The 24329-nt window shown below is 57.2% G+C and carries 20 protein-coding genes and 3 pseudogenes; 11 read left to right on the top strand and 12 right to left on the bottom strand.

The window, feature by feature from the left end; translation table 11 throughout:
• Window positions 1-88: 88 nt before the first annotated feature.
• Window positions 89-721 (top strand): annotated as a pseudogene (locus AB1E34_RS09620) (tyrosine-type recombinase/integrase).
• Between the two features lie 118 nt (window positions 722-839).
• Here the strand turns inward: AB1E34_RS09620 and AB1E34_RS09615 are convergent.
• Both AB1E34_RS09615 and AB1E34_RS09610 read right to left on the bottom strand, forming a co-directional pair.
• Complete coding sequence (locus tag AB1E34_RS09615) at window positions 840-1751, bottom strand: glutaminase (protein ID WP_372572120.1); 912 nt, start codon at window positions 1749-1751, stop codon at window positions 840-842.
• A 58-nt stretch (window positions 1752-1809) separates the two neighbouring features.
• Window positions 1810-2748, bottom strand: coding sequence for a LysR family transcriptional regulator (locus AB1E34_RS09610; protein WP_372572119.1), 939 nt, complete (start codon window positions 2746-2748; stop codon window positions 1810-1812).
• A gap of 421 nt (window positions 2749-3169) precedes the next feature.
• On the opposite strand from AB1E34_RS09610, the gene AB1E34_RS09605 reads away from it, so the two are divergent.
• The 5 genes from AB1E34_RS09605 (at window position 3170) to AB1E34_RS09585 (ending at window position 8717) form a co-directional block, all read left to right on the top strand.
• Window positions 3170-4792 (top strand): peptide ABC transporter substrate-binding protein, encoded by a 1623-nt coding sequence (locus AB1E34_RS09605; RefSeq protein WP_372572118.1) that lies wholly within the window; start codon window positions 3170-3172, stop codon window positions 4790-4792.
• Between the two features lie 89 nt (window positions 4793-4881).
• On the top strand, window positions 4882-5805 hold the full coding sequence (gene oppB / locus AB1E34_RS09600) for an oligopeptide ABC transporter permease OppB (RefSeq protein ID WP_372572117.1): 924 nt from the start codon (window positions 4882-4884) through the stop codon (window positions 5803-5805).
• 12 nt (window positions 5806-5817) lie between these two features.
• The gene (locus tag AB1E34_RS09595; protein WP_372572116.1) at window positions 5818-6735 is read left to right on the top strand and encodes an ABC transporter permease subunit; all 918 of its coding nucleotides are present in this window, start codon (window positions 5818-5820) and stop codon (window positions 6733-6735) included.
• Between the two features lie 9 nt (window positions 6736-6744).
• Window positions 6745-7713 carry an oligopeptide/dipeptide ABC transporter ATP-binding protein gene (locus AB1E34_RS09590; protein WP_372572115.1) on the top strand — a complete coding sequence of 323 codons (969 nt, stop codon included), beginning with the start codon at window positions 6745-6747 and terminating at the stop codon, window positions 7711-7713.
• Window positions 7710-8717, top strand: a complete 1008-nt coding sequence (locus AB1E34_RS09585) for an ABC transporter ATP-binding protein (protein ID WP_372572114.1) — start codon at window positions 7710-7712, stop codon at window positions 8715-8717. The genes AB1E34_RS09590 and AB1E34_RS09585 overlap by 4 nt, the downstream gene beginning before the upstream one ends.
• A 114-nt stretch (window positions 8718-8831) precedes the next feature.
• Here the strand turns inward: AB1E34_RS09585 and AB1E34_RS09580 are convergent.
• Window positions 8832-9191 (bottom strand): annotated as a pseudogene (locus tag AB1E34_RS09580) (IS5 family transposase); the annotation flags it as partial.
• A pseudogene (locus tag AB1E34_RS26120) lies at window positions 9184-9354 on the bottom strand (IS481 family transposase); the annotation flags it as partial. The pseudogenes AB1E34_RS26120 and AB1E34_RS09580, both read right to left, overlap by 8 nt.
• 254 nt (window positions 9355-9608) lie before the next feature.
• Between AB1E34_RS26120 and AB1E34_RS09575 the strand changes: the two are divergent.
• The 3 genes from AB1E34_RS09575 to AB1E34_RS09565 are packed head-to-tail and all read left to right on the top strand — an operon-like array spanning window position 9609 to window position 11200.
• Window positions 9609-10040: an IS110 family transposase gene (locus tag AB1E34_RS09575; RefSeq protein WP_372572113.1), complete on the top strand. Its 432-nt coding sequence runs from the start codon at window positions 9609-9611 to the stop codon at window positions 10038-10040.
• On the top strand, window positions 10004-10612 hold the full coding sequence (locus AB1E34_RS09570) for a transposase (RefSeq protein WP_372572112.1): 609 nt from the start codon (window positions 10004-10006) through the stop codon (window positions 10610-10612). The genes AB1E34_RS09575 and AB1E34_RS09570 overlap by 37 nt, the downstream gene beginning before the upstream one ends.
• 30 nt (window positions 10613-10642) lie before the next feature.
• The gene (locus AB1E34_RS09565) at window positions 10643-11200 is read left to right on the top strand and encodes a transposase (protein WP_372572111.1); all 558 of its coding nucleotides are present in this window, start codon (window positions 10643-10645) and stop codon (window positions 11198-11200) included.
• Window positions 11201-11261: 61 nt separating this feature from the next.
• Here AB1E34_RS09565 and AB1E34_RS09560 read toward each other — a convergent pair whose 3' ends face one another.
• The 4 genes from AB1E34_RS09560 to xrtT all read right to left on the bottom strand — a co-directional run bounded on the left by AB1E34_RS09560 (window position 11262) and on the right by xrtT (window position 17178).
• A complete protein-coding gene (locus tag AB1E34_RS09560) occupies window positions 11262-12818 on the bottom strand; it encodes an ATP-binding protein (protein ID WP_372572110.1) in 1557 nt (518 codons plus the stop codon).
• The gene (locus AB1E34_RS09555) at window positions 12812-13495 is read right to left on the bottom strand and encodes a response regulator transcription factor (RefSeq protein WP_372572109.1); all 684 of its coding nucleotides are present in this window, start codon (window positions 13493-13495) and stop codon (window positions 12812-12814) included. Before AB1E34_RS09555 ends, AB1E34_RS09560 begins: the two co-directional genes overlap by 7 nt.
• A gap of 153 nt (window positions 13496-13648) precedes the next feature.
• The gene (locus AB1E34_RS09550) at window positions 13649-15727 is read right to left on the bottom strand and encodes a VIT and vWA domain-containing protein (RefSeq protein WP_372572108.1); all 2079 of its coding nucleotides are present in this window, start codon (window positions 15725-15727) and stop codon (window positions 13649-13651) included.
• Complete coding sequence (gene xrtT / locus AB1E34_RS09545; protein WP_372572107.1) at window positions 15724-17178, bottom strand: exosortase T; 1455 nt, start codon at window positions 17176-17178, stop codon at window positions 15724-15726. The genes AB1E34_RS09550 and xrtT overlap by 4 nt, the downstream gene beginning before the upstream one ends.
• Window positions 17179-17446: 268 nt before the next feature.
• Between xrtT and AB1E34_RS09540 the strand changes: the two genes are divergently transcribed.
• Window positions 17447-18502 (top strand): tyrosine-type recombinase/integrase, encoded by a 1056-nt coding sequence (locus tag AB1E34_RS09540; RefSeq protein WP_372572106.1) that lies wholly within the window; start codon window positions 17447-17449, stop codon window positions 18500-18502.
• A 62-nt stretch (window positions 18503-18564) separates the two neighbouring features.
• Here AB1E34_RS09540 and AB1E34_RS09535 read toward each other — a convergent pair whose 3' ends face one another.
• Both AB1E34_RS09535 and AB1E34_RS09530 read right to left on the bottom strand, forming a co-directional pair.
• Entirely contained in the window at window positions 18565-19482 is a 918-nt protein-coding gene (locus AB1E34_RS09535) for a ParB N-terminal domain-containing protein (protein WP_372572105.1), read from the bottom strand.
• A gap of 182 nt (window positions 19483-19664) precedes the next feature.
• Entirely contained in the window at window positions 19665-20972 is a 1308-nt protein-coding gene (locus AB1E34_RS09530; protein WP_372572104.1) for an AAA family ATPase, read from the bottom strand.
• Between the two features lie 465 nt (window positions 20973-21437).
• On the opposite strand from AB1E34_RS09530, the gene AB1E34_RS09525 reads away from it, so the two are divergent.
• Entirely contained in the window at window positions 21438-22121 is a 684-nt protein-coding gene (locus AB1E34_RS09525) for a DnaA N-terminal domain-containing protein (RefSeq protein ID WP_372572103.1), read from the top strand.
• Between the two features lie 8 nt (window positions 22122-22129).
• Here the strand turns inward: AB1E34_RS09525 and nagA are convergent, their stop codons facing one another.
• Together nagA and AB1E34_RS09515 are read right to left on the bottom strand one after the other, a co-directional pair.
• Entirely contained in the window at window positions 22130-23299 is a 1170-nt protein-coding gene (gene nagA / locus AB1E34_RS09520) for an N-acetylglucosamine-6-phosphate deacetylase (RefSeq protein ID WP_372572102.1), read from the bottom strand.
• Window positions 23296-24303: an SIS domain-containing protein gene (locus tag AB1E34_RS09515; RefSeq protein ID WP_372572101.1), complete on the bottom strand. Its 1008-nt coding sequence runs from the start codon at window positions 24301-24303 to the stop codon at window positions 23296-23298. The genes nagA and AB1E34_RS09515 overlap by 4 nt, the downstream gene beginning before the upstream one ends.
• Window positions 24304-24329: the final 26 nt, after the last annotated feature.

Raw genomic sequence — 24329 nt, 5'->3', positions numbered from 1 at the left:
GGACACCGACCATCCGCTCAGATTGTACAATCATCCCGTCAGCGCGGTGCTGATGATTGGGCGCGGAGGGAGGATCGGAGGGCAAACCATGTCAAGAGTCCAACTTCCCGCAGTCACCCCAAAACGCAAGACGTGGAACAAGGGTTGGCTCATCGGACAGAAACGTCCATTGCTGCCAAAACAGGTGTGGGCAATCCGCGCGCGGCTAGAACTTGCGGGTAATCTGCGCGACCTTGCCTTGTTCAACGTCGCCATCGACAGCAAACTGCGGGGCTGCGATCTGGTCAAACTTGCCGTGTTTGATCTGGTGAAGGATGATCGCGTTCGGGACCGTGTGTCGGTGATTCAGAGTAAAACCAGGCGACCTGTTCAATTCGAACTTACGGAAAACACGCGAGAAACTGTTCTGACATGGGTCAGATCACCGGATATGCTTGCTTGCCTGTTCATGTTTCCCAGCCGGTTTCACGACCGCCCACACATATCAACCCGCCAATACGGTCGGCTCGTCCGCGATTGGGTGTCGGCGATTGGGTTGGAGCCAAGCGCATACGGCACGCATTCGCTCCGCCGTACGAAGGTAGCGTAAATTTGTCGAAAGACCGGCAATCTGCGGGCAGTGCAGCTGCTGCTCGGTCACATCAAGGTCGACAGCACAGTGCGTTACCTCGGCGTTGAACTCGAAGACGCTCTGAACATCGCCGAGCGCATCGATATCTGACCTGCCTTGGCGAACGGTCTTGCCGTTCGCCAATCCAAAGCGGCTTCCAAAAGCGGGCAACCTATGGGTCGCAGACGAAACGATCCTATCTTGGGGCAACGGATACTCACTGATCAATTCAGAAGACTGACCATCCAGTTTCTTGGGTAAGATAGGCAGCTGCCCGTGTACCAGCATTTGAGTTGCCGTAGAAATTCAATCCCGGCGACCAAATGCCGATGGAAGCAACGTTGGGTGCAATAATGAGGATTCCGCCACCAACGCCACTTTTTCCGGGCAACCCAACGCGAAAAGCAAAGTCGCCGGAACCATCGTAGTGACCGCAAGTCATCATCAACGCATTGATGCGACGGGCATGATATGGTGAAACGACATTGGGCGATCCATTCAAACCGGCTAGAACACGACCAGCTCGGGCAAGCTGGACAGTTGTCATTTCAATTGCACATTGATGAAAATAGGTTCCAAGGACCAAGTCGGGCGGGTTCAAAAGGTTCCCATAGGAAGCCAGATAGTGTGCGAGCGCCTTGTTTCTGGCCCCTGTCTCTTGCTCAGATCTTGCCACGGCGCCGTTGATATGAAGGTCATCATCCTCGGCCATTGCGCGCACGAGATTCAGGACTTCGGCCAAAGCCAATTTGGGTTCACGGCCAGACAACAGGGCGTCAGTCGTGACTATGGCGCCTGCATTCACAAACGGGTTTCTGGGATGGCCTTTCTCGCTTTCCAAAAGAATGATCGAGTCGAAAGCGGTGCCCGAAGGCTCGCGGTCGACCCGCATCCACAATTGATCGCCTATACGTCCCAAGGTTGCGATCAGTGCGAAAACCTTGGAGATGCTTTGAATAGAGAACGGCTGATTGGCCCGCCCCGCGGAATATGTCTCCCCGTCTGCGGTACAGACGCTGATGGCAAATTGGGCGGGGTCGATTTCGGCCAGGTCCGGGATATATTGCGCAGGCTGTCCCCAGTCCGCTTCATGGTAGACCCGATCTGCGATGCGCAAGAGCAATGCCTGTAAATCGATCATAAGCCAATCCTTGGTTTTGCCGTGAAGCGCGCTTGCCCTACACCCGAGTCAGTCTGGCTCACAGCTTTTCTTTGCCGCTTACGAAGATTGGCAAATCGTGGCGGGCGGCGAAGGAGGCCGTGGCTTTGCGGAATGCCCGCTTTAGGTCGACATACATCGAAACATTTGCGTTTTCTGTCGGCATCACAAATTCCATCTCGATGGTAACCCGCGGTTCGAACTTGCGCGCAACAACGCCATGCGGTGTAAATAGCGGCAGTGAAAATGGTTCCGCAATGTTGACGTTGCGCTTATTGGCCAACAGCGCGTACCGCATGACGGATGATTGGCACCAGATTCGCTTGGAAATGCTGCCAGATGCTTCGCCAATTAACCGGGTCTCGTCATCATTGGGCAAGAACATCGTTTCGCTTTCAAACCCCACATGACTATGCCCGCTGAGATCGGTATTTTTGATCACCTTCAGGTTGGCCAGCTCATGGTCCTGGTGAACAGCAAACACATAGTCGGCCGTCGCAAAGGCTTCGGTGTGGATCCCTTCAAGATGACCAACTTTGTGCGTTACGGCAAAGTCGAGCTTTTTGTCGTAGAAAGCTTCCACAGTTTCTTTGGCATCCTGATCATAAATGTCGACGAAGGCATTTGGGTAGGTCTGATGAAACGACTCGAGAACCGATGGCAATACCGCGGCGCCGATCGTCGGTAGACAGGCTAGGCGAACCCGATCTTCGATCCCTGCGCGGATCTCGGCCGCGGCGCGTTGTAGGGATTCGGCGCTATCGTAAACACCCTCTGCGATTTTGAAGAAAGCCATGCCCTGAGTTGTTGGCGTTACGCCCCGGCCCACGCGAGTAAAAAGTTCGAACCCCACATTCCGCGAAAGTTCAGTGACAAGTCGACTTACGCCCGATTGTGTTAACCCCATATGCTCAGCGGCGGCCGCTAATGTCCCAGTTCGCACCACGAGCAGAAACGCCTGAAGCTGCCTAAATGTCATCGTCCAACCCTCTTCGAGGAATGATCAAATATAGTGTGGCCAACAGTTCGCTCCGGATCTTTCGGGTGAAAAATCGCGATTCCCGACCAAAACGGGCGAAGCGCCGATAAGCGTCAGATTACGGTGCACGCCACCGCTTCACAAGTTGGAGACGCTCAACTGAGCGGCGGTCGCAAAGAAACCACTCGGCGCTCGCCGCCGTTTAACATCTTAGGATAAATGCAAAAAATTTGTATTGCTGACGTAAAGTCAAGCACCTTGATGATTCAGCAGGATTCCAAAGGGAAAATGTTTGCTACCACACCGACCACTATGAACCACAAGGCACAGCAAGGCACAAGATAAGGCCTGGAAAACTAGCGAACAGGTGATGTCCTGCGCTTTCTATTCGCTGATGCTACTGTACATACTCGGAGCAAACATGACCTCGAACCGCGCACTTGCATTGTCCTCCGTTCTCAGCATGGCGTTGCTTGCATCGCCCTCTATCGCGGACGTCCATCCTATCACCAATGAAGAACTCGCCGACGAGCAGGTGTTTATATACCGCGTTGGCGATGAATTTGCCTCGATTGATCCGCAACTGGCGGAAGATGTCCAGGGCGGTGAATTCATTCGGGACCTTTTCGAAGGGCTCATGAACCAGGACGCCGATGGCAATCTGGTGCCGGGTGTCGCCACCCATTTTGAAGCGAGTGCTGACAACACCGTCTACACCTTTCAATTGCGTGACAACGCCAAATGGTCAGACGGCAAACCTGTGACCGCCCATGATTTTGAGTATTCGTGGAAGCGACTTGCCGATCCGAACACGGCCTCTCCTTATTCCTGGTTTGCTAAGGAAATGGGGCTGAAGAATGTCAAAGCTGTAATGGCCGGAGATATGGATCCGTCCGAGCTTGGTGTGAAAGCCTTGGATGACCACACTCTGGAAGTTCGGTTGGAAAACAGCATGGGGCACTTTCCGCTTATGACGACCAGCGAACCGACATTTCCGTCGCCGAAATGGGCGATCGATGCGCATGGGTCTGACTGGACCAAGCCCGGCAACATCGTATCAAACGGTGCTTATGTTCTGACCGAACATGTGCCGCAAGAAAAGTCCGTGCGCGAACGCAATCCGCTTTACTGGAACGATCAGAACACGATTTTGGAAAGGGTCGAGGCTCTTGTCATCAGTGACGACAATGGTGCCCTGACGCGCTACCTCGCCGGTGAGTTGGATCGCACAGAGGTGCCTACCGGGCAATACAATGCCCTAAGCAAAAAACACCCGGATGACGCGGTCAGCTTTCCGCGTCTCTGTGCTTACTACTACTTCATCAACATGACGGAAAATACGCATCCCGCGCTGCTGGACCCGCGTGTTCGCGAGGCGCTTTACCTGGCCATTGACCGAGAGGTGATCACCAACGCGATCCTGCAGGGTGGCGAATTTCCGGCCTATACGTTTACACCCGAGGCGACTGCGAACTTTGTCGGACCCGACACCCCGGCCCGCAGTATGACGCAAGCCGAAAGGGATGCGCGCGCTACGGCTTTGCTGGCCGAGGCTGGCTACACTGGCGAAGAGATTGAGCTGGATCTTCTTTACAATACCAGCGAGGCACACAAGAAGATTGCGATCATCGTGTCCCAGATGTGGAAGCAGAAGCTGGGTGTCGGTACCGTCCTACAAAACATGGAATGGAAGACGTTCCTCGAAGCGCGTTCGAACCAGGAGTTCGACATAGGCCGCGCGGGATGGTGCGGGCCGTATAACTTGGCTTCGTCCTTCCTGGACCTGATGAGCAGCACGCATGCTTATAACGACGCGGGCTACGCCAATCCCGAGGTTGACGCGCTGCTGGAAAAAGCCAAGACCAGCCCCGATCCGTCTGCAAGTTTTACACGTATCGAGGAAATCCTGGCAACCGACTTCCCGATCATTCCGATCTATCACTACGCAGGCGTTTATATGATGAACGACGATCTTCGGAACTGGCCCGTCGGGAATGTCGAGCAGAAATGGTACTCGCGCGAGCTCTATTTCGCAGCTGACTGACTGGGCGGCGCCGGGCCGCACACCACGTCTCTGGTCCTGCACCTCATTCCGAATTCGTCCCAAACATCCCAGGTCCACGGGAGGTCCCCATGACCGAGTTCATCATCAGACGTCTGCTATCCGCGATTCCAACGCTGCTCATTCTGATCGTCTTCTCCTTTCTGCTGATGCATTCCGCACCCGGCGGCCCGTTTTCATCCGATCGCCCGCTGCCGCCCGAAGTGCTGGCCAATATCGAGGCCAAGTACCATCTCGACGATCCCCTTGCGCTCCAGATCTGGAACTATGTTTGGGGTGTCGTCACCCAGTTCGATTTCGGTCCGTCCTTTCAATATAAGGACCGGACAGTGAACGAGATCATCGCCCAGGGTTTCCCGGTGACGTTGACCTATGGGTCGATCGCATTTGTGGTTGCCGTTGTGTTTGGGTGCGCCTTGGGCATCACGGCTGCGCTGAACCAGAACTCGTGGCTTGATTACTTTGCCGTGGGTATTTCTATCGGCGCGCAGGTGCTGCCGAACTTTGTCATGGCGCCGATCCTCGTGCTGATCTTTACGCTATGGCTGGGATGGTTGCCCGGCGGCGGATGGAACGGTGGGCAATGGCCCTACCTGATCATGCCGGTGATCGCTCTGTCGACAAGCTTCATGGCGTCGATTGCCCGGATCATGCGGTCTTCGCTGTTGGAAGTGATGCACAGCAACTTTATCCGCACCGCGCGCGCCAAGGGCTTGCCGGCACGGGCAATCCTGTTTCGGCATGCCTTGAAACCGGCGATGTTGCCGGTGATTTCCTACCTCGGGCCGACCTTCGTGATCATGATCACCGGTTCCGTTGTGATCGATCTTTATTTCACCACCGGCGGTATCGGGCAGGCCTTTGTGAACTCGGCGCTGAACCGGGACTATTCGGTGATGATGGGGATCACGATCCTGATCGGCTGCCTGACCATCCTGTTCAATCTGGTTGTGGACATCCTCTACGCCTGGATTGACCCCAAGATCAAACTTTGATGAGGCCGCACCATGTCTGACACCGCCATTGCAGCTCCTGAAGGCCACGTGGAAACACCGACCAAGGGGCGTTCCCTCTGGCAGGACGCGCGCCGCCGGTTCTTGCAGAACCGGGCCGCTGTGATCAGCCTGTTCGTGCTGGGCCTTGTATGCCTTGTTGCCGTTCTTGGCCCGTTTCTGGCCGCATGGAGCAACGAAGAGGTGGACTGGAGCGTGTTGGGCGACATCGCGTCGCTAGGCGCGCCGTCGTTCGAAAACGGCCACTATTTCGGCGTCGATGAACTGGGGCGGGACCTCTTTGCACGCGTCGTTCAGGGAACGCAGGTCTCACTCATGGTCGGGATCGTCGGTTCATTGATCGCCGTCACATTCGGGACGCTTTACGGCGCGACCGCTGGATATGTTGGCGGGCGCACCGACAACATCATGATGCGGCTTGTCGATATCCTGATGTCGATCCCTTACATGTTCGTGCTGATCCTGCTTTTGGTCGTCTTTGGCCGCTCGATGTGGTTGCTGTTCGTAGGCGTTGGCTTGATTTCCTGGCTGGAAATGTCACGGATCGTGCGCGGCCAGACACTGGCCCTGAAATCCAAAGAATATGTCGAGGCGGCGCTGGCCATCGGGGTCAAGCACCATGTGATTGTCATCCGGCACATCATCCCGAACCTGCTGGGTGTGATCGTGATTTACGCGACCCTTCTGGTGCCTCAGATGATCCTGACCGAGAGCTTCATCTCGTTCCTTGGCCTCGGCGTTCAGGAGCCCAACACAAGCTGGGGAGCGCTGATCTCGGAAGGTGCCTCGACCCTGCAATACGGCACCTACTGGCAGCTTTTCTTCCCGCTCGCTTTTTTTGTTGTGACGCTCTTTTGCTTCTTTTTCATCGGTGACGGCCTGCGCGATGCGCTGGACCCCAAAGACAGGTAGGGACCCTTCATGAGCTTGCTGGAAGTCAAAAATCTCTCTGTCGAATTCGACACACCCGACGGACAGGTACGTGCTGTGCAAGATGTAAGCTTTTCGCTCGGAGAGCAGAAGACGCTGGCCATCGTCGGAGAAAGCGGATCAGGGAAAAGCCAGACGGCGTTTTCGATCATGGGGCTGCTGGCCAGCAACGGGCGGGTGACCGGATCGGTCAAGTTTGACGGAACCGAGATCCTGAATGCGTCGGAAAAAGTGATGAATACCTACCGCGCGGCGCAGATTGCGATGATCTTCCAGGATCCGATGACCTCGCTGAATCCGTTCGTCCGGGTGTCCAAACAGATGGCTGAGGTGCTGATGCTTCACAAAGGGCTCAGTAAGACGGATGCCATCAAGGATAGCATCAGAATGCTGGACGCCGTGAAAATTCCCGATCCGGCGCGACGTGTGCACATGTACCCGCACGAGTTTTCCGGGGGCATGCGCCAGCGAGTGATGATCGCGATGTCCTTGCTATGCCACCCGAGGCTGGTCATCGCCGACGAGCCGACAACTGCACTTGACGTAACTGTGCAGGCGCAAATCATGGATTTGCTCAGCGATCTGCAAAACGATTTTGGCATGAGCATCGTATTGATTACCCACGACCTTGGTGTTGTGAAAGGATCATGCGAGAACACGCTGGTGCTCTATGGCGGGCGCGTCATGGAAACCGGCCCGACGAGCGAGCTCTTTGCCGAACCCACCCATCCCTATACCCGTGGATTGTTGCACGCGGTGCCCCGGTTAGAGTCAAATGAAGCCAAGCTGGCCACCATCCCCGGAAACCCGCCAAATATGCAGCACCCACCCAAGGGCTGCGCATTTTCTCCGCGCTGCGGATATGCCAATGACCGCTGCATCGCCGAGAAGCCTAGGCTGGAACAATTCGCAGCGGATCGCAGCCGCACCTGTCATCTGTCCTCGGAGGAGTTCGCATGACCAGTACCGAAACACTGCTCAAGGTCGATGACGTCAAGGTATATTTTAAGTACGGTGGTACCGGCCTCGCGAGAAAAAAGGAACCAAAGTACATCAAGGCCGTTGATGGGATCAGTTTCGACATCAAACGCGGCGAAACACTGGGGATCGTCGGCGAAAGTGGTTGCGGTAAATCCACGCTGGCCCGCGCTGTCATAAGGATGGTTCCTTCGCATTCCGGGCGCGTTTTGTGGATGGGGCAGGACCTACTGGAGCTGGATGGCAACGCTATGCGCGACCAGCGCAAGGATCTGCAGATGATCTTTCAGGATCCGCTAGCTTCGCTGAACCCGCGAATGACATTGGGACAGATCATCGCGGAACCGTTGAAAACCCATTTCCCAAAGATGCCCCGATCCGAGATCCGCGCGAAAGTGGCAGCCATGATGGCGCGGGTTGGCCTGTTGCCCAATATGGTCAACCGCTATCCACACGAGTTTTCCGGTGGCCAGTGTCAGCGGATCGGGATTGCGAGGGCCCTGATACTAGAGCCCAAGCTGATCATTTGTGACGAGCCGGTTTCTGCGCTGGACGTGTCGATCCAGGCGCAGGTGATCAATCTGCTGATGGATCTGCAGAAAGAGATGAACCTCTCCTTGATGTTTATTGCCCATGACCTCAGTGTCGTAAAACACATTTCCACACGCGTGATGGTTCTGTATCTGGGTAATGTGGTGGAACTCGCCGACAGCGAAGCCATCTACCAAAATCCGTCGCACCCATATACCCGAGCTTTGATTGCTGCGGTGCCGGATCTGGACAAGCCCGCCCCGGCAGACCGGGCGTCATTAATGGTCGATGGAGAATTGCCCTCGCCGCTGGCGCCTCCGTCCGGGTGCCCGTTTCGCACGAGATGTCCCATAGCCCAGGATATTTGCAGTGTTGACAAGCCGAAGCTGAACACGTCGTTCGACGGTCATGGTGTTGCGTGTCATTTTCATGGGGTTGACCAACACGACAACTGAATTTGCCAATAAATTACGACTTAAATCAATCAAACTCGAACCATTCTGCCGGTCGGTTGAGAGATCTCCCTATTACAAACCTTCAGGTTGAAAATGCGCTCTTAGGGTCAGGATTCATAACCAGTAGATGACGGTTGCTGCGAGTGCGATGTCGGAGAGGAAGACTTTGGGACAGCGATCATAACGTGTCGCCACGCGTCTCCAATCCTTGAACCTGCCAAACATGATCTCGATGCGGTTGCGTCGTTTGTATCGACGCTTGTCTTACTTTACGGTAGTCTTGCGTTGCTTTCGACCTGGTATGCGGGCGCGTATCCCTTTGTCTTTCAACGCATCTCGGAACCAGTCGGCATCATAGCCACGATCCCCGAGCAACCAGTCCACATTTGGTATACTGCTGAGCAGAGCCCGAGTACCAGTGTAGTCGCTTACTTGCCCTGCGGTGACAAAAAGGCTGAGCGGCCGCCCTTGGGCCTGTCTTTTTGTCCTCGACCGTTTGACGCTTTCGCCACTTGGCAACGGTCTTCACGTTGATGCCAAGCTCGCGGCTCAGCTCCGCGTTCGAAACTTGCGATCGCTGTATTGTTGCTCGGATCGCGTGCGTTGTCGTGACGCAGCCGTGACGTATCTGTCCCATAAGGCCTCCTTCCATTCCAGCGAATGGATCGCACCATCAAACCTTGGGATCAAACACCTTATGTGTCTCTTCTCTGCTATAACCTTCCCCGTCGCCGGTCCCGGCCAGGTCCGGCGACGGGGTGGGATACAGCGCTGAACACCTTGTGGTCAGACCACGCTTTCTAGCAGGCTGATCCCACCTCTCTTCACCGTCTCGGACAGTTGATGGCGGCCCGTTTGTGGGACCGCGAAGTATAAGAAAGAGAGAGTGACATGATATCAGCAAAACCCATGGTCGGCATAGATGTGTCGCGAGATTGGCTTGACGGGTTTTGCCTGCCCGGAGGAACCAGGTTCCGGTTGGCAAATTCGGCGGAGGGGCATGAGGAGCTGATCTCGATTATCCGGCAGCAACCTGGCCCGGTTCAGATCGGCTTCGAGGCAACAGGCGGACAGGAGTGGGTTTTGTGGACAATGCTGGTGGCTGCGGACATCGATGCCAGACAGCTGCCTCCAGCCCAGGTCAAGGCCTTCGCAAAGTCTAAAGGTACGCGCGCGAAGACGGACAGAATTGATCGTTGCCCGGCAGTGCATCGTGAAGCGATGTCACGAGAAGGACGGAACTCATTGCCCAGTTCATGCAGTTCCGACCAGGGGCGGGACGGCGGTTGCCGAACGAAAAACTACGCATTCTCAGAACCTTGACAACGCGTCGCGCGCAGGTCGTCGATATGCGCAAACGGCTTGCCACCCAGATCGCAGCACGTAGGAAGCAAGGCGTTGCGGCCGATGTCGAAGGTATGGACAATGATCTTAAAGCCCTGCTGGACAGCCAAGTCCGCGACATCGAAAGTCAGATAAAGGTCGCTATCGCTCAGGACGACAGGTCCGCAGCAAAAGCGAAGCTGCTCTTATCCGTTCCAGGAATCGGACCCGTTTCTGCGGCGCTCCTAATTGCGGAAATGCCCGAACTCGGCCGAATGACGGCTGGCGAGGCCGCAGCCATGACCGGCCTCGCACCGATTCCACATGACAGTGGCACCATGCGCGGCAAAAGAGCTATCGCGGGCGGGCGGCAGTCACTCCGACAGGTGCTGTTTCAGGCTGCTCTTACAGCCGCCCGCCACAATCCAGCTCTGAAGCCTGTAGCCAAACGTCTCAAAGAACGTGGCAAGCCGCACAAGCTCGTCACTGTCGCTATCGCACGAAGGTTGATCACAATCGCAAACGCAATCATCAAATCCGGCAAACCCTGGCAACTTCAACTCAGCGAATAGACACAGTTGCTAGCAGCTCGCCGGTTTGGGGTGATCTTTAGCCCTCTACCGCGCCGCGACAAGGTCGAGAAGTCCGGCACCAGGAAGGTCCGAAAAACATGGCGCAAGCTGCATATCGGGCTCGATCCGGAAACGGGCAACATCGTTGCCTCGAAACTGACTACCGAACATGTGGGCGATGAAACGGCGCTACCAGAATTGTTAAAAGACATGGATGCCGATGTGACCCGCTTTCTGGCGGATGGTGCCTATGACGGCCAGGGGCTGCCAGACTGCCTGATCGAGAAGTTCTGGCACGGGGTTGAGATCATTATTCCTCCGCAGAAGAACGCGGTTCACGGCAAGAATGCACAACGCAACCACCACATCGACGTCATCGCCCAAAATGGCAGAATGAGCTGGCAAACGAAGACGGGATACAACCAGAGATCGCGGGCCGAAGCCCAGATCGACAGATGGAAACAAGCTATCGGCGATCGCCTTCAAGCGCGCGACTTCGACAATCAAATTGCCGAAGCGAAAATAGCATCAAAAGCGCTCAACCGCATGACTGGTCTCGGTCGTGCGGTGTATGAGCGCGTCATCTGAAGTGATGGGGTAAGGGGCCAATCCGCCCCAATTCTGATCCATGCAACACATTCATGTCGACTTAAAATCTGATGCGCAAACTGGCGCCTTGCTTCGAAGCCATTACCTCGATCGCTGCGCCCGCTTGTTTCAATACAGCGGCGACAATGGATAGGCCCAGTCCGGTGCCTCCCTGATCCCGTCTCGTCGTGAAAAACGGGTCTGCGATGCGCGCACTGTTTCGCTGGGTAATGCCCGTGCCGTTGTCGGAGACAATCAGGCTGTTTGAAGCCGCGTCAAAACTTATGTCGACACGCGTTGCGCCGTGCTGGAACGCATTTTGCAGAAGATGGTGCAGAACAATCTGACCCTGATCTTTGGACAAAAACAGGTGCGTTTCTGGCGGGGCATGCAGTTCGATTACCTTCTCCGAAAACGCAGCTGACGCAGCTTGGACAATATCAGCCAGTGACGTGGGGGTCGGATCGGTTTGAACACTGGCCCGGGCCAACTCGCGAAGTCGACCCAGCAGAGCGTTCATGCGCAGACCTTCTTTCTGAATGTTATGAACCAGTTTTCGATTGCGATCACCGGACACGGCAGAAGGCCCATCAGACAGCAGCTCAGCCGCACCGAGAATTGCAGTTACCGGCGATTTCAACTCGTGGGTTACGTGGCTCGTGTAGGTCTCAATCGCGGTGGACCGCTCCGACAAGGTTGCAGCCATCGAAACAACGTTTTTGCCCAAATCCGCCAGTTCCTGCACACCATAGTGCTGCACAGGATCCGGCGTCGGTCTTAATCCACTTGCCACATCCCGGCTCTGACTGCTGAGATCGCGAATTGGTTTCGAGATCAGCCGCCACATTATCCAGCCGACGCCAACAGCAGAGACTAACATGAATACCGCCACAGAGCCCAGCGTGAACCGTTCCTGAAACAGAAACTTCCTTAAGTCCATGGGCGTACGAGACAGGTAGACGGCACCGATGACCCGATCACCCAACACTACCGGATGTGCGACAAAAACGCGGTATGACGTGTCCCGACTGATCGAGTTCAGAAGATGCCGCCGGGACGGATCATCCCGATGCCGAAGCACAGAAACGGTTAATCCCTGCAGAGCCTGAGACACTTCCGGGACATGCAGAAAAGACCCGCTGATTGATCCGCTGCTGGCCATGACCTGACCAGCGTGATCCGTAAAGACATAGCCCGACAGGGTGGTCTTCTTTGCCGACCTCGCCAGCTGTGACAGCGTTCGCGAGATCGCCTCATAAGGCCCATTCAGAGGTTCATCGCTTGCAACCGGATCGGGGCGAGGCGGCGAGACCTCACTGCTAAGCAAATCCAAACTGGGTGGGATCGGATGAAAATCCTGTTTCAGACGTTCGCTCTGCTCGGCGGACAAGATGTGTCCCACATCGGGCGTGGGCTGGACATCGGAGAAAGCTGCAGCATACACCTCGGCAAAGATAACCGCCTGAGACAGCAGACTGCGTTCAGTTTCACGCGCGAACTGGTTGCTGGACAGGCGGGCGCCCAGAACGCCGATGATCGGAAGCGCCACCAAAGCGATGCAGACCAGCGCTATCACGAGGGCAAGCGATGGCCGCCATTTTTGTTTGATGATCAGCACTGACAAACGCCCAGTTTCACCCCAACCCCGTGTACGGTTTGAATCAGGTCGGGATAGCCCAGCACACGCGCCTTTTGGCGGATATTGCGAATATGGCTGTCCACCGTGCGACCCGACAAATAGGTGTTTTGACCATAGACCAGCTCGATCAGTTGCGCGCGCGCATAAACTCTGCTTGGCGTTTTGGCCAGGATCGACAGCACCGAAAACTCGATCCCGGTCAGTTGAATCTCGGCCTCGGCAAGGGTGCAGCGATGAGCGCTATGATCCAACCGCAAATCCTGAAAAACCGTCACCTCGTCCTGCGATTTTGTATCTGCCGAGCGGGCAAGGATGGCCTTGATACGCAGCACCAGCTCACGCGGACTGAAGGGCTTGGTCACATAGTCGTCCCCGCCAAGCTGAAACCCGAGAATGCGGTCAATCTCATCATCCCGTGCGGTCAAAAACAGGATCGGAACGGTCGAGCTCTTGCGCAATTCCCTGCAAGCCTCCAACCCGTCCATTTCGGGCATGCCGATATCCATAACGACGAGGTCAGCAGGCGTTTTATCAAATAGGTCCACTGCATCTTGACCGTTGGCCGCCTCGGTTGTTCGAAAGCCGGAATCTTCCAGCGCAAAGCGTACCACATCACGAATGCGGGCATCATCGTCTACGATCAGGATGTTGTTCACGATTTGCGTCCACCATCAAGGTTCCACCGAAGTCACAATCAGAGATCATACTGCGATTGGCCGGGTCAAGTGGGGGCTGCTTCTGTGGTTTGCGCCAACTGAAATCATCCCCCAGCCACCAGGCATCCGTGCGCAGTTTGTAGGGTATCTTCCTCATGCCAAAACTCTCCGATTCCGGGTCAGGCGCAGCGCGCCCAAAGCCATCAGCACTATCAGCCCAAAGATCGTTTGCGGCTCGGGTGTTGATGATCCGCTGAACGCGGTTTTGGGATAGGCCCCGGCGCCCACACCTGCGACCTGTGGCAGTGCCACCGGCGTGGCTTGGGTCGGCATCTCGCCGTCATTTACGACCTGTTTCGACACCGCGACGAAAGAGGTGAAGCGTGTTTGCAGATTGAAGCGCAGCCCGAGATCGGTGATTTGCGCCTCAAGCTTCTGAGGATCACCAGTCTGCACGGCCATGGCGCGGTCCAGATCTGCAATCTTAGTACGTGCCCATGTCAGTGGGATTGCAGTACCCTGATGCGTATCATCTTCTGGATCAGAGCTTGTGGGCAGGACTGGCGACAGCGGCAGTTGCGCTTTTCTACCCTGAACCAAGCCATTGATCTTGATATCGGTTGGCCCTCCGCCTTCGTACCGAGCCAGAACCCGGATTGAGCCGCCATCGAAAAGGTCAGGGATATGTTGAGGTACCACTTCACTGACATTCAGTCCGCCCCAATCAATGGATATATCCGTCAGCACCGGCGACTTAAGATCTCGGGCCAGCATGTCAGCGGCTTCCGAGGCGCGTTGTGTTGGGTCAACGTAACGAGCGTAACCGCGGCCCTCTTCGGCCATTGCGTCCAAAAGATAGCGGTTTATCGCAGTGCCCACACCAAAGGCATAGATACGGGCATCGCCGATTTTCCGGCGGATCGTGCGTAAGACATCTGCCTCGCGCCCGATATAACCGTCGCTGAGGAAAACAACGACGCGCAGCGTGTTGTCGGGTTGCCGCGTCGCAAAGGCGTGACGGATTGCACTGTCGATTTCAGTTCCGCCGCCAGCCCGAAGACTGCGCACATAGCGCAATCCCGACCGGATGTTTCCGGATGTGGCCGGAACGGCCTGGTTCGCGAATTCCGTCGCTTCCGAGGAAAACCGGATCACACGAAAATAATCCTCGGGACGCAGACCCTGCAATGCGGTCTCCATAAACCGCTTGCTGGCATCCAGAGGTTCTCCGCTCATTGATCCCGAGGTGTCCAGCACAAAGACCAACTCTCGCGCGGTGATTTGATCCGACTGCGGAACCTTCGGCGGTTCAACCAGCAGAGATACAAAGCCACCTCGCTCATCATGATGGGCCAGCACTCCGGCCGTTGTCTCATCACCAGCAAGCTCATAGCGCAAAACAAGATCGCGGTTGTCGATCTCCCGTCCGTCCTCAAAGGTCGCGCTGATCACCCCTTGCGACTGCTGGATTTTCAGATCATGCGTTGTGCTTGTCAGATTGGAGACGGGAACAGCGCCGCGCAGGTTCAGGTTGAGCGAGACGCGTGAGGGTTCAATGGTATCAGGGTTCGCAAGGCGTGGAACCGGTGGGTATTGAGGTAACTTGGAAACCGTCCAGCCATCAATCTGAGTTGCGGTGTGCGGTTCCTCTTCATTGTAATCAGCCAATACAATGTCATCGGGCATCGGGTCAAAGTCCACCGCCCCTAGATAGCGCGGTCCAACGACCAAGGGCAGCACCAGCTCGTAAGCCTCGTCGACCTTAGAGACGGCCTGCACATAGCTAAGCGTTACCGTGATCGGCTGTCCCGGCATCAGGTTGGCGACGTTCTGGGTGAACATGTTGGGACGATGCTGGGTCAAAAGGGCTGCGGCTTTGCCCTCTTGTTTTGCGGTCTCAAAGGTCTGTTCGGCCTCATGCCTTTCTTGGATCTGTGCCTCAATCACGTCGTCGCCCACCTGCATCTGCATTGCATAGGCGGCGGCTTTTTGGTTGAGCGGGAACAGATATTCCGCGGACATAGGATGGTCCGACGGATTTACGAATACCTGCCGCACCTGAACGGTTGCCATATCGCTCTGAATGTCGACGAAAAGGTCTGATTTCAGCAGGGGCAGATCCAGTTGACCAACTGCCCCACTGGCAACCAATCGACCAGCGATCTCGTCGTCTGCCAGAGCGTGGACAGCCCCCGGCAGTAGCAGAAAAACAAAAACAAAATGCCGTATCATATGTCCGTTCCTTTGTTGGTGTGAATGTCCAGAGCTGCAATCGTGGCAGCGTCGAGTCGGGCACGCAGCGCGGTGTCCAAGTCCCAAGGGGTGATCCGCTGCACGCTGCTCCAGGTGCCGCCGGCGCCGTTCAGCCAGCGCCAGATCGCTTCGCCCACGCTGGGTGAGACGTGCCCGTTTTGTGAGACGTAGCTGACCGCGACTAGCCATTGATCTCCGTCCGGACCGGTCGCCCGGTAGTAGGCGCTGGGAACCCCGTCATGGCGCGTGCCCAGAAACCGAACCTTGTAGCCAAGACCTCGCAGGCAGATTTCGGGGGCATGCAGATGCCGCAGCGGCGCGCGCGTGCTGACCACATTCAGCCCCAGAGGCCCGAACTGAGCCTTCTGCGCCTGCCCGCCATAAGCTTCGAAGTAATGTGACTCCATCGCCGTCAGAGGCACGTGCTGCGCCAGATGTCCGTGGATCTGCGTGGGCAGGCTCGGCGCTACAACATTGCCCGAAACATCCACAGGATTTGCCTTGAGGGACGCGATGGCGATGCTACCGATCAGGAAAACAATCCCCGTCAAAGCCTTGAAAGGTTTTGGCAGGACAATTGGCTTAGCCTGAGGTCGGTTTTCACGCACGCGCGCGCTGCGGGGTCGATAGAACAGCGCAAAGGGCGCGAGGGTCAGGCCAAGAGTCGCCAAGCCGATAAAGCTGTGCCACGGCTCGGCCATCACATCCAGATCATGCGCAAGCCCGATGGCCAGAATCGAAATGCGTAAGCTATTGCCCAGGGTGGCGCATCCGATCACGGCCAAAAGGCTGAGGCCGCCGGCATACCATTTTGGGCGCATAACCGCATTTTGGGTAACCACGAAAGCCAGAGACAGCAAAAGCCCTGAGGCTCCGGAGCATGGCAAGTCCACCAGGATATCCCTTTGTTCCATGGTGATGCGTACCCCGTCGCAGGCAACATTCGAAAACAAGGTGCCAAGCAAGTGACAGGACAATTCCGCCGAAACCATCTGCAACGGGAAACCAAGCGTGCGCTGCAACACAATTTCGGTCGGCAGCGAAAACAGGAACAATGCAGCCATCCAGAATGGCGATAATGCGAAGGGACGCCGACGCAGCTGCAACAGCCCAACCAGCGCAAAAACATCCAAAGCAAGGGCGAGTGCGCTGAGGATATTGACCGCCAGTACCTGCCCCAAAAGCCGGATCGATGCCGCCAATAGCAACAGGACAATCGCGGGTATCTGAGAGCGCGCGTCTTTCGGACGGCCACTCAGCAAGCTCATCCCGGCAAGACCAAGGATCAGCAGGATATAGACATACCCGTAGGACCCGTAAGCTGGGCTAAGCCAGCTTCGAACAAGCCATTGCAAGGGCTGCGCGGCGAGAATTGCTGAAGCAATCGCAATGGCGCACCAAACCAATGTATCTGTGGTCAAATGTTTCATACCGCCAGATGTGACTGGCGAATGCGCATTTACCCTGCCCAAGATGTGCAGATTTTGATGAGAGGGATCTGTTGAAAATTCGGGCTAAACAGCCCCCTTCTGAATGCTGGATTCTGCAATCCGGGCAATTGCCGGCTATTCTTTACGATCATAATACAATGCTTTTGATCTCCACATTGCCTGAACGGCGACTCTTCTTTTATACTCGATAAGTATCGCTTATCGCATTTGATTGATTTCACCGCCAAAATGACGCAGAATGGGCCACATGACGCCCCCTACCCCCTATCTCCCACCCCCCTCCCCTGCCCTCTCTGCCGCGGACCAGGAGGCGCTCACCGAACTCTATGTGCGTGGCACTCCCGCCAATACGCTCAGGGCCTATGAGCGCGACCTGCTCTATGTGACAGCATGGAAGACGGCGCGCTTCGGGACGGCGCCGGACTGGCCGGAAAGTGAGGCCACGGCGCTGGCCTTCATCCTGGATCACGCGCGAGATCTTGGCGGCGCGCCCGACACGGATATCGCGCGACAAGCGGCACAGGCGCTCATCACACAAGGCCTGCGCAAGTCGCTCGCCTGCCCGGCCCCGTCCACTCTGGATCGCCGCATCGCCTCCTGGCTGGCCTTTCACCGGATGAAGAACCTCCCCTCTCCGTTTGATGCGCCGCAGGTCAAGCAGGCCCGTGCCAAGGCAAGACGCGCCGCAGCCCGGGCCCCTGCCCCAAAGTCGCAGCATCCGATCACCCGCGATGTGCTGGAGCAGCTGCTGGCCACCTGCCGGGGCTCCCGGCGGGATTGCCGCGACCGGGCGATCTTGATGTTGGGCTGGGCTTCCGGTGGCCGGCGGCGGTCGGAGCTCACCGCGCTGATGCGCGAGGATGTGTCGCTAAAGGAATTTGAGAAACATGGGCTGGTCTGGCTCTCGCTGCTGGAAACCAAGACCACGGGTAAAGGCGAGACGCCGCGGTTGGTGCTGAAGGGCCGCGCCGCGCAAGCGCTGGTGCATTGGATTGAAGTGGGTCAGATCAAGGACGGGCCCCTGTTCCGCCCGGTATCCAAAGCCGATCGCATGCTCAAACGCCGCCTCAGCCCGGATGCCATCTACCAGATCATCAAACACCGGTTGAAACTGGCAGGCCTGCCAGAGGATTTTGCCACGCCCCACGGGTTGCGCTCGGGCTTCCTGACCCAGGCCGCTTTGGACGGCGCTCCGATCCAGGCCGCCATGCGCTTGTCCCTGCATCGCTCGGTTGTTCAGGCGCAGAAATACTATGATGACGTGGATATCGCGGAGAACCCCGCAACAGACCTGTTGGGGTAGAAAAAATGGCCCCAGATGCAATCTGGGGCCATCACGTCATAGAAAACATCAGAATATGTATCTTACCCGTGGGTAAGGTCATCCTCCTGAAGATCCTCGATCAGAGTTGCGATAGCTTGCTCCAAACGCGCGCGATCAACCCTCGTGAAGTCCAGGTTATATCGCACCTCAATCCGCCCGCTGGAAGCGGAGCACTTGGCGACCCCTGCCCGGCCCGGCACCTGAAAAGTCGTTTTTGCACGACGTGGCTTGGCGCTGCCTTCAGATTTTGACTTCACCGGAGCAACGGTTTCCTGCGTCAAAATCCCTCTGAGGATCGCGACTTCCCGAGCGCTATCCCGATCTGGCTCGCTCATCAACGCGCTACCAACCTTCCGGATCAGCCCCGGATCGGAATCGAGTTTGCGCTTGAGTTCCACCCCGACATTGCGTGGAATGTCATTGGGATGCATCAGCAGCTTGTCCATCTTCATAAGCAAACTAGCAAATGCCCGGATGTAACTGCGCTTCGTATAGCTGGCCGATTTGAACAAGGTCGAGACCGCTTTGTCCATATCGGGGCAATCATTCGCAGGATCCTCCGCATAGGCGCGCGCGAGTGCTCCCATCTCGGCAAACGAGATATCCTTGCGAATAAGATTCTCATCCACCATGCGCCGATAACTGTCATCCAGATTCGTCGCATCTGCGATCCCCGCCGGTATAGCGGCATAAGCCTCGTCACCTGTTTCTTCGCGCAGCGCCTGATAGGCCGACAACCGACGCATACCCTGGATCAGATCATAGCGGCCGTCGGGTCGGCGTTCGACGCGGATGGGGTTCGACAAACCAATCTCTTTGATCGACGCCTTCAATTCATCAAGTTCAGGGTCGGGGCCAGGCTTGCGATCACGCGTCAGTTTTTCGGAAACGACACTTTCCAACGCGATATGCTCAGTGACCAGCCCTTCGGCCCGCAGGCGGACCAGCTCATGCGCCAAGCGGTCATTTTCGGCGCGGATGACATCTTCGGTCGATTGCTTGTCCCGCAAGGCTTCCGCGTTCTCAGAGATGGCAGCGGCCATCGGGCCACGCCGCTTTTCAAGAACCTCATCTGGTACTTTGCCTGTCTGGATATCCGCCATGGCTGGCATCTCGATATCAAAAACTCTGCGTTTGCGGCTCATGCGTCATCCTCCAGCTTGTCCCAGGCCGAAATCATGACGTCCCGGAATTCCTCATAGACGTTGTCAAAAGTCGAGCGCGCCCGGCGCCAGGTTTCGCGCGTCATCTCGCGATAATCCATCTCGTAAACCGAACTCAGGAACCGGCCGGATTGTTCAACGGCGCGCGTCATCTCAACCGGATGCTGCGCGACATGTTCTCCGAAAACCTTGCGGAACGCATCGAACATGGCCAGATGCAGGGCATTGCCGGGCTCGTAACGTGTCAGCAGGAAGCGCAGTTCACAAAAGGTTTTGGGCAGGCTGATCTTACCCGTGGGTAAGGTCTTGTCGAAGCCATAGGCCAGATCCTCCAGCGCCTCGGCCAACTGGCCAATGAAAGACGTTGTCGAATCGTACTCCCAATATCCGGGTCCAGACGGCACGTAGAGCATATCTGCCGCAAACACCGCGTTCATCGACTGATACCCGATGGCCGGCGGGCAATCGAACAGGATCAGGTCATAGGCGTCGTCGGGGATTTGATCCAGGTAACGCGACACAGCCGCAAAGAACGACCATTCGGGATTCAGATGCCGGTATTGCGCCGAGGCAAATTCGACGAAGGCAGCATTGGCGCAGGACGGGATCGCATCGATGGTCGACCACGAGGTCTGCTTGATGAAGTCGGAGATCCGCAGATCTCCCAATCCCATCTCGGTGATGGAAGGAGGCAGTTCGCGGCGGGGCAGGGCGGTTCCGGATTCGGCGGCAGCAGGCCGGTTGTTCATTCGCTCGGTCTCACGAATGAGGTCCCGTGCCATGATCCCCCAGACCGTGAAGTCCTCGGCCACATCGGTCAATCCCATGGAGTGGCTCAGCGTCGCCTGCGGGTCAAAATCGACCACCAGCACACGATAGCCATCCAGGGCAGAGGCATGGGCCAGATGCAGGGCGACGGTGGACTTACCTGCGCCACCCTTGAAGTTCGCCACAGCCGCCCGGATCGCCCGCTTGCCAGCCGGGCGCGGCGGCATCAGGGATTTGCGGTTGACCTTGAGCCGCCTGCGCAGCTCATTGACCTCCTCTAGGCTGAACCAGCGCTGCCGCCCATCAGGCTCGACCTCGCCGCTTGGCAGGGTCGGGTCTGCGGCCAGCTTGCCGCGGAAGGTCGATTGATTGACCCGGAAGATCAGCTCGGACACTTCCCAGCTTGAGAAGCGGCGCAAGGTCTTTTCCATCTCGGGGCTAAAGGTTTGCTGGCGGATCCACCCTTGCAGCTTAAGGGACTGGTTGCGCAAGGCGCTCAGGTCTTCGTGCGTATACATGCATCTGGTCTCTGCTCTATCGGACGCTAATATTGTTGTACCGCCTATTTACGCCCAGTTTGCGTTTTTGGCAAAAGAAAATATCATGTCATTGTAATCTTACCCATGGGTAAGAAAATAAGGGCCCAGGCGGCGCAACCGATTCGGATAGCGAGGAGGGGAACAGAATGGCGGGCCTTGAGGCGCAGCGCCAGATTTAGGGGGACAGCTTGGACTCCTCCGCCGCATATAGGGGGACAACATGCGCGCTTAGGGGGACGCCCTATCTGTCCCCCATCACCAATACTTCACCGATTTAAATTAAAAATTTGATCCTGAAGAGGCGCCTTTCGAGGCGGTTTTCAGACTCCTCTTGACAGAATCGAGGCTTTGGACGCTAATTGAGGCGCGATCAGGAAAAGCGTTGGCAAACAGCGTCAGGAATGCGGAACAACCGCATGAGGCAGACAAGGCGGCGAGAAGAAAATGCAGGTTGCAAAACCGGTCGGGCGGAATGCACCAGCCCTCAAATACGATATTATCTCTGCTCTGGCGGTTCATGCACTGTCAGAGGACAAACATCGACAACGCAGCATTCTGCGTATCCTGACACTGATCACGACACGGTATAACTGGCGAACCAATGAGCTGTCGATCGGAAGAGAGGAAATCGCGCGGCTCTGGTCTGTGAATGAACGCACCGTAAAACGAGAGATGGCCAGATTTCGCGGCCAGGGCTGGATTACCGTCAAACGCCCGGCGGCGCGGGGTAGGGTTGCCGTATACGAGTTGGACTTGAAGCAGATGATGCTGGATACCTCAGCGATATGGCCTGTCATCGGTTCGGATTTCCGGGCGCGTATGGATCACCAGCCTGAGCCGGTGACCAATGTTGTGCCTTTCAAGGTCAGCACAAATGCCAACCTACCTGACGGCGAAGACATCTGGGGGCAGGTGCAGAGCGTGTTGCACGGGCGCGACCCGGAGCTTTGGGCAAGCTGGTTTCAGCACCTGGTCGAGGCCGATAGGGCAGGGGGGGTGGCCACCCTGATGGCCCCGTCGCGCTTTATGGCCGATTACATCGCGCAGAAATGGACCGGGCGGGTGCTGGCGGCTTATGCCCGCTTTGACCCGTCAATCCGGTCGGTTCGAATTGAAGCATCGGAGTAGGGGGGTAACTAGCCAGCAATCGACAGTGATTGAGCCGTCACATCCTCAAGGAGCGTCAGATGATGCAGACAGGGCGAAATATGGATCAAGTCTGCCAGTGTGGTTTTTCCGGGCGTTGGGGCGGTCGGATGGTCAATCAGCGCTCCGGGTGTTGTTGTGGCCGCCTGAAGGGCCGCGTCGAGGTCGACGCCCACGTCTGAAACCAGCACCCGGATCGCTGAGGTCAGATCCAGGTCGGCGCCGGCAAGTGTTCCGTCCTCAAGCGTCAGCCGTCCGTTTTCGCGGCAGATCCGGCGGCCTTCCAGCAGGAATTCCGTGTGTTCGGTCCCCGCGACGGCCATGGCATCGCTGACCAGGAAAATCCGACCGGGGGCCATTTTGCTGTTCCAGGCCATCCGCATGGCGGCGGGATGGACGTGGATGCCATCGGCGATCAGCCCGGCGGAGAGAGCGCCGGTGGCCAGTGCCGCGCCGACAAGGCCGGGCTCGCGGTTGCCAAGCTGGCTCATCGCGTTGAACAGATGGGTGACACAACGGGCTCCGGCTCTGGCGTAGGTGGCGCAGGTCTCAAAACCGGCATCCGTATGGCCAAGCGACACCAGAATGCCGGACGCGGTCAGCGTGGCCACCTGATCGGTCGAGACGTTCTCGGGCGCGATGGTGACCTTCAGAACCGGTATGTCGCGCTTGGCGGCAAGCAGCTGCTGAAGATCGTCCTCTTCCATCGGGCGGATCAGGGCGGCATCATGCGCGCCTTTACGGGCGACGCTCAGATGCGGGCCCTCAAGATGCAGACCCGCGATGCCGGGAACTTGCGCGCGAATGGCGGATCGCGCCGCGTCAATGGCGGCTGTGGTCTTTTCGTGCGTATCGGTTATCAGCGTTGGCAGGATCGTCAGCGCCCCAAGCTTGCGATGGGCGCTTGCGATGCGTTTCAGGGTCGCAACCGACGGGTCGTCGTTGAACATCACCCCGTCGCCGCCATTGACCTGAAGATCGACATATCCCGGAGACAGGATACCCCCCTCAAGGGTGATAACCTTGTCCTCAGCATCGAGCTCCGCCTCGGATATCAGCCCGGCGAACACCCCGTCGCGAAAGCGGGCGGCTTTCCCGTCATGAAGGCGGGTTCCGTCAAAGAACCGACCGCCGGTAAATGTTACGCTGTGGGGGATCATACGGTTTCCGTCACTTTTCGCAGATGGCGTGGGGTATCGGGGTTGATGCCGCGATTGCGCGCGACCTCTTCGACCATTCCATAGAATGAAACGATCGCCGCAATCGGATCGGTGAGCCAGTGATCGGTGCGAATATGCGGTAATGCCACCGCTTTTGCGAGCTTTGCGGTTGTTGCAAACACGGTGGCCCCTTTGTCGGCAAGGGCGTCGGCCACTTCGGCCAGGTTGCTTTCCGCCGCATCACCGGCGGTGAAGCCGATCACCGGAAAGCCCTGTTCGATTATGGAAACCGGCCCGTGCAGCACCTCGGCAGAGGAGTAGCTCTCGGCATGGATGAGGCAGGTTTCCTTGAACTTCAGGGCGGCCTCGTTAGCGATGGCCCAGGATGGCCCGCGCCCGAGGGTGAACAGCGAGCGCCCGTCCAGAGCGGCGGCGGCCTGCGACCAGTCGCAGGCGGTGGCGGCGGCCAGATGGGCGGGCAGGGCGTGAATGGCGCGGATCAGTTCGCCATCCTGCTTGATTTCGGCGATCAGCCACAGGCCCGCAACCAGTGACGTGACAAAGGTTTTTGTCGCCGCGACGCTTAGCTCCGGCCCGGCGTGGATCGGCAAGGTCGCGGAAGAGACCGAGGCGAGATCGGATCTGGGATCATTCGTGATCGCAACCGTAAGTCCGTTTGACGCTGTGATGGCTTTGGTCATTCGCACGATGTCGGGGCTCATGCCCGATTGCGACACCGACAGGCACAGCGCGCCATCCGCGATCAGGTCGACATCATAGACCGATTTCACCGAGGGGCCGACCGAGGCCATCGGGCGGCGCAGGATCAGCTCGCTGGCGTATTTCAGATAGGTGCAGGCGTGGTCAGATGAGCCGCGCGCGACCGATAACAGGAATTTCGGGTCCATGTCGCGCGCGGCAGTGGCGGCCTCGCGAATGGCGTCGCCGCCTTGCGTCAGCAGGCGATCTACGGCATCGGGGATCTCGACGATTTCACGTCGCATGAGGGTGGTGCTGTGGGCCATTGGTA

Origin of the sequence: Ruegeria jejuensis, from assembly GCF_041537905.1 — a bacterium.
GTDB lineage: Bacteria > Pseudomonadota > Alphaproteobacteria > Rhodobacterales > Rhodobacteraceae > Ruegeria_C.
Note: the sequence above shows the minus strand (reverse complement) of the source record. Positions and strands in the feature narration are given on the sequence as shown.

Coding starts and splice junctions, on each gene's coding strand:
- AB1E34_RS09585 (WP_372572114.1), top strand. CDS start 7,710: ATGACCAGTACCGAAACACTGCTCAAGGTCGATGACGTCAAGGTATAT.
- AB1E34_RS09575 (WP_372572113.1), top strand. CDS start 9,609: ATGATATCAGCAAAACCCATGGTCGGCATAGATGTGTCGCGAGATTGG.
- AB1E34_RS09525 (WP_372572103.1), top strand. CDS start 21,438: ATGCAGGTTGCAAAACCGGTCGGGCGGAATGCACCAGCCCTCAAATAC.
- xrtT (WP_372572107.1), bottom strand. CDS start 17,178: ATGAAACATTTGACCACAGATACATTGGTTTGGTGCGCCATTGCGATT.
- AB1E34_RS09515 (WP_372572101.1), bottom strand. CDS start 24,303: ATGCGACGTGAAATCGTCGAGATCCCCGATGCCGTAGATCGCCTGCTG.
- AB1E34_RS09605 (WP_372572118.1), top strand. CDS start 3,170: ATGACCTCGAACCGCGCACTTGCATTGTCCTCCGTTCTCAGCATGGCG.
- AB1E34_RS09610 (WP_372572119.1), bottom strand. CDS start 2,748: ATGACATTTAGGCAGCTTCAGGCGTTTCTGCTCGTGGTGCGAACTGGG.
- AB1E34_RS09590 (WP_372572115.1), top strand. CDS start 6,745: ATGAGCTTGCTGGAAGTCAAAAATCTCTCTGTCGAATTCGACACACCC.
- AB1E34_RS09615 (WP_372572120.1), bottom strand. CDS start 1,751: ATGATCGATTTACAGGCATTGCTCTTGCGCATCGCAGATCGGGTCTAC.
- AB1E34_RS09540 (WP_372572106.1), top strand. CDS start 17,447: ATGACGCCCCCTACCCCCTATCTCCCACCCCCCTCCCCTGCCCTCTCT.
- AB1E34_RS09595 (WP_372572116.1), top strand. CDS start 5,818: ATGTCTGACACCGCCATTGCAGCTCCTGAAGGCCACGTGGAAACACCG.
- nagA (WP_372572102.1), bottom strand. CDS start 23,299: ATGATCCCCCACAGCGTAACATTTACCGGCGGTCGGTTCTTTGACGGA.
- AB1E34_RS09550 (WP_372572108.1), bottom strand. CDS start 15,727: ATGATACGGCATTTTGTTTTTGTTTTTCTGCTACTGCCGGGGGCTGTC.
- oppB (WP_372572117.1), top strand. CDS start 4,882: ATGACCGAGTTCATCATCAGACGTCTGCTATCCGCGATTCCAACGCTG.
- AB1E34_RS09530 (WP_372572104.1), bottom strand. CDS start 20,972: ATGTATACGCACGAAGACCTGAGCGCCTTGCGCAACCAGTCCCTTAAG.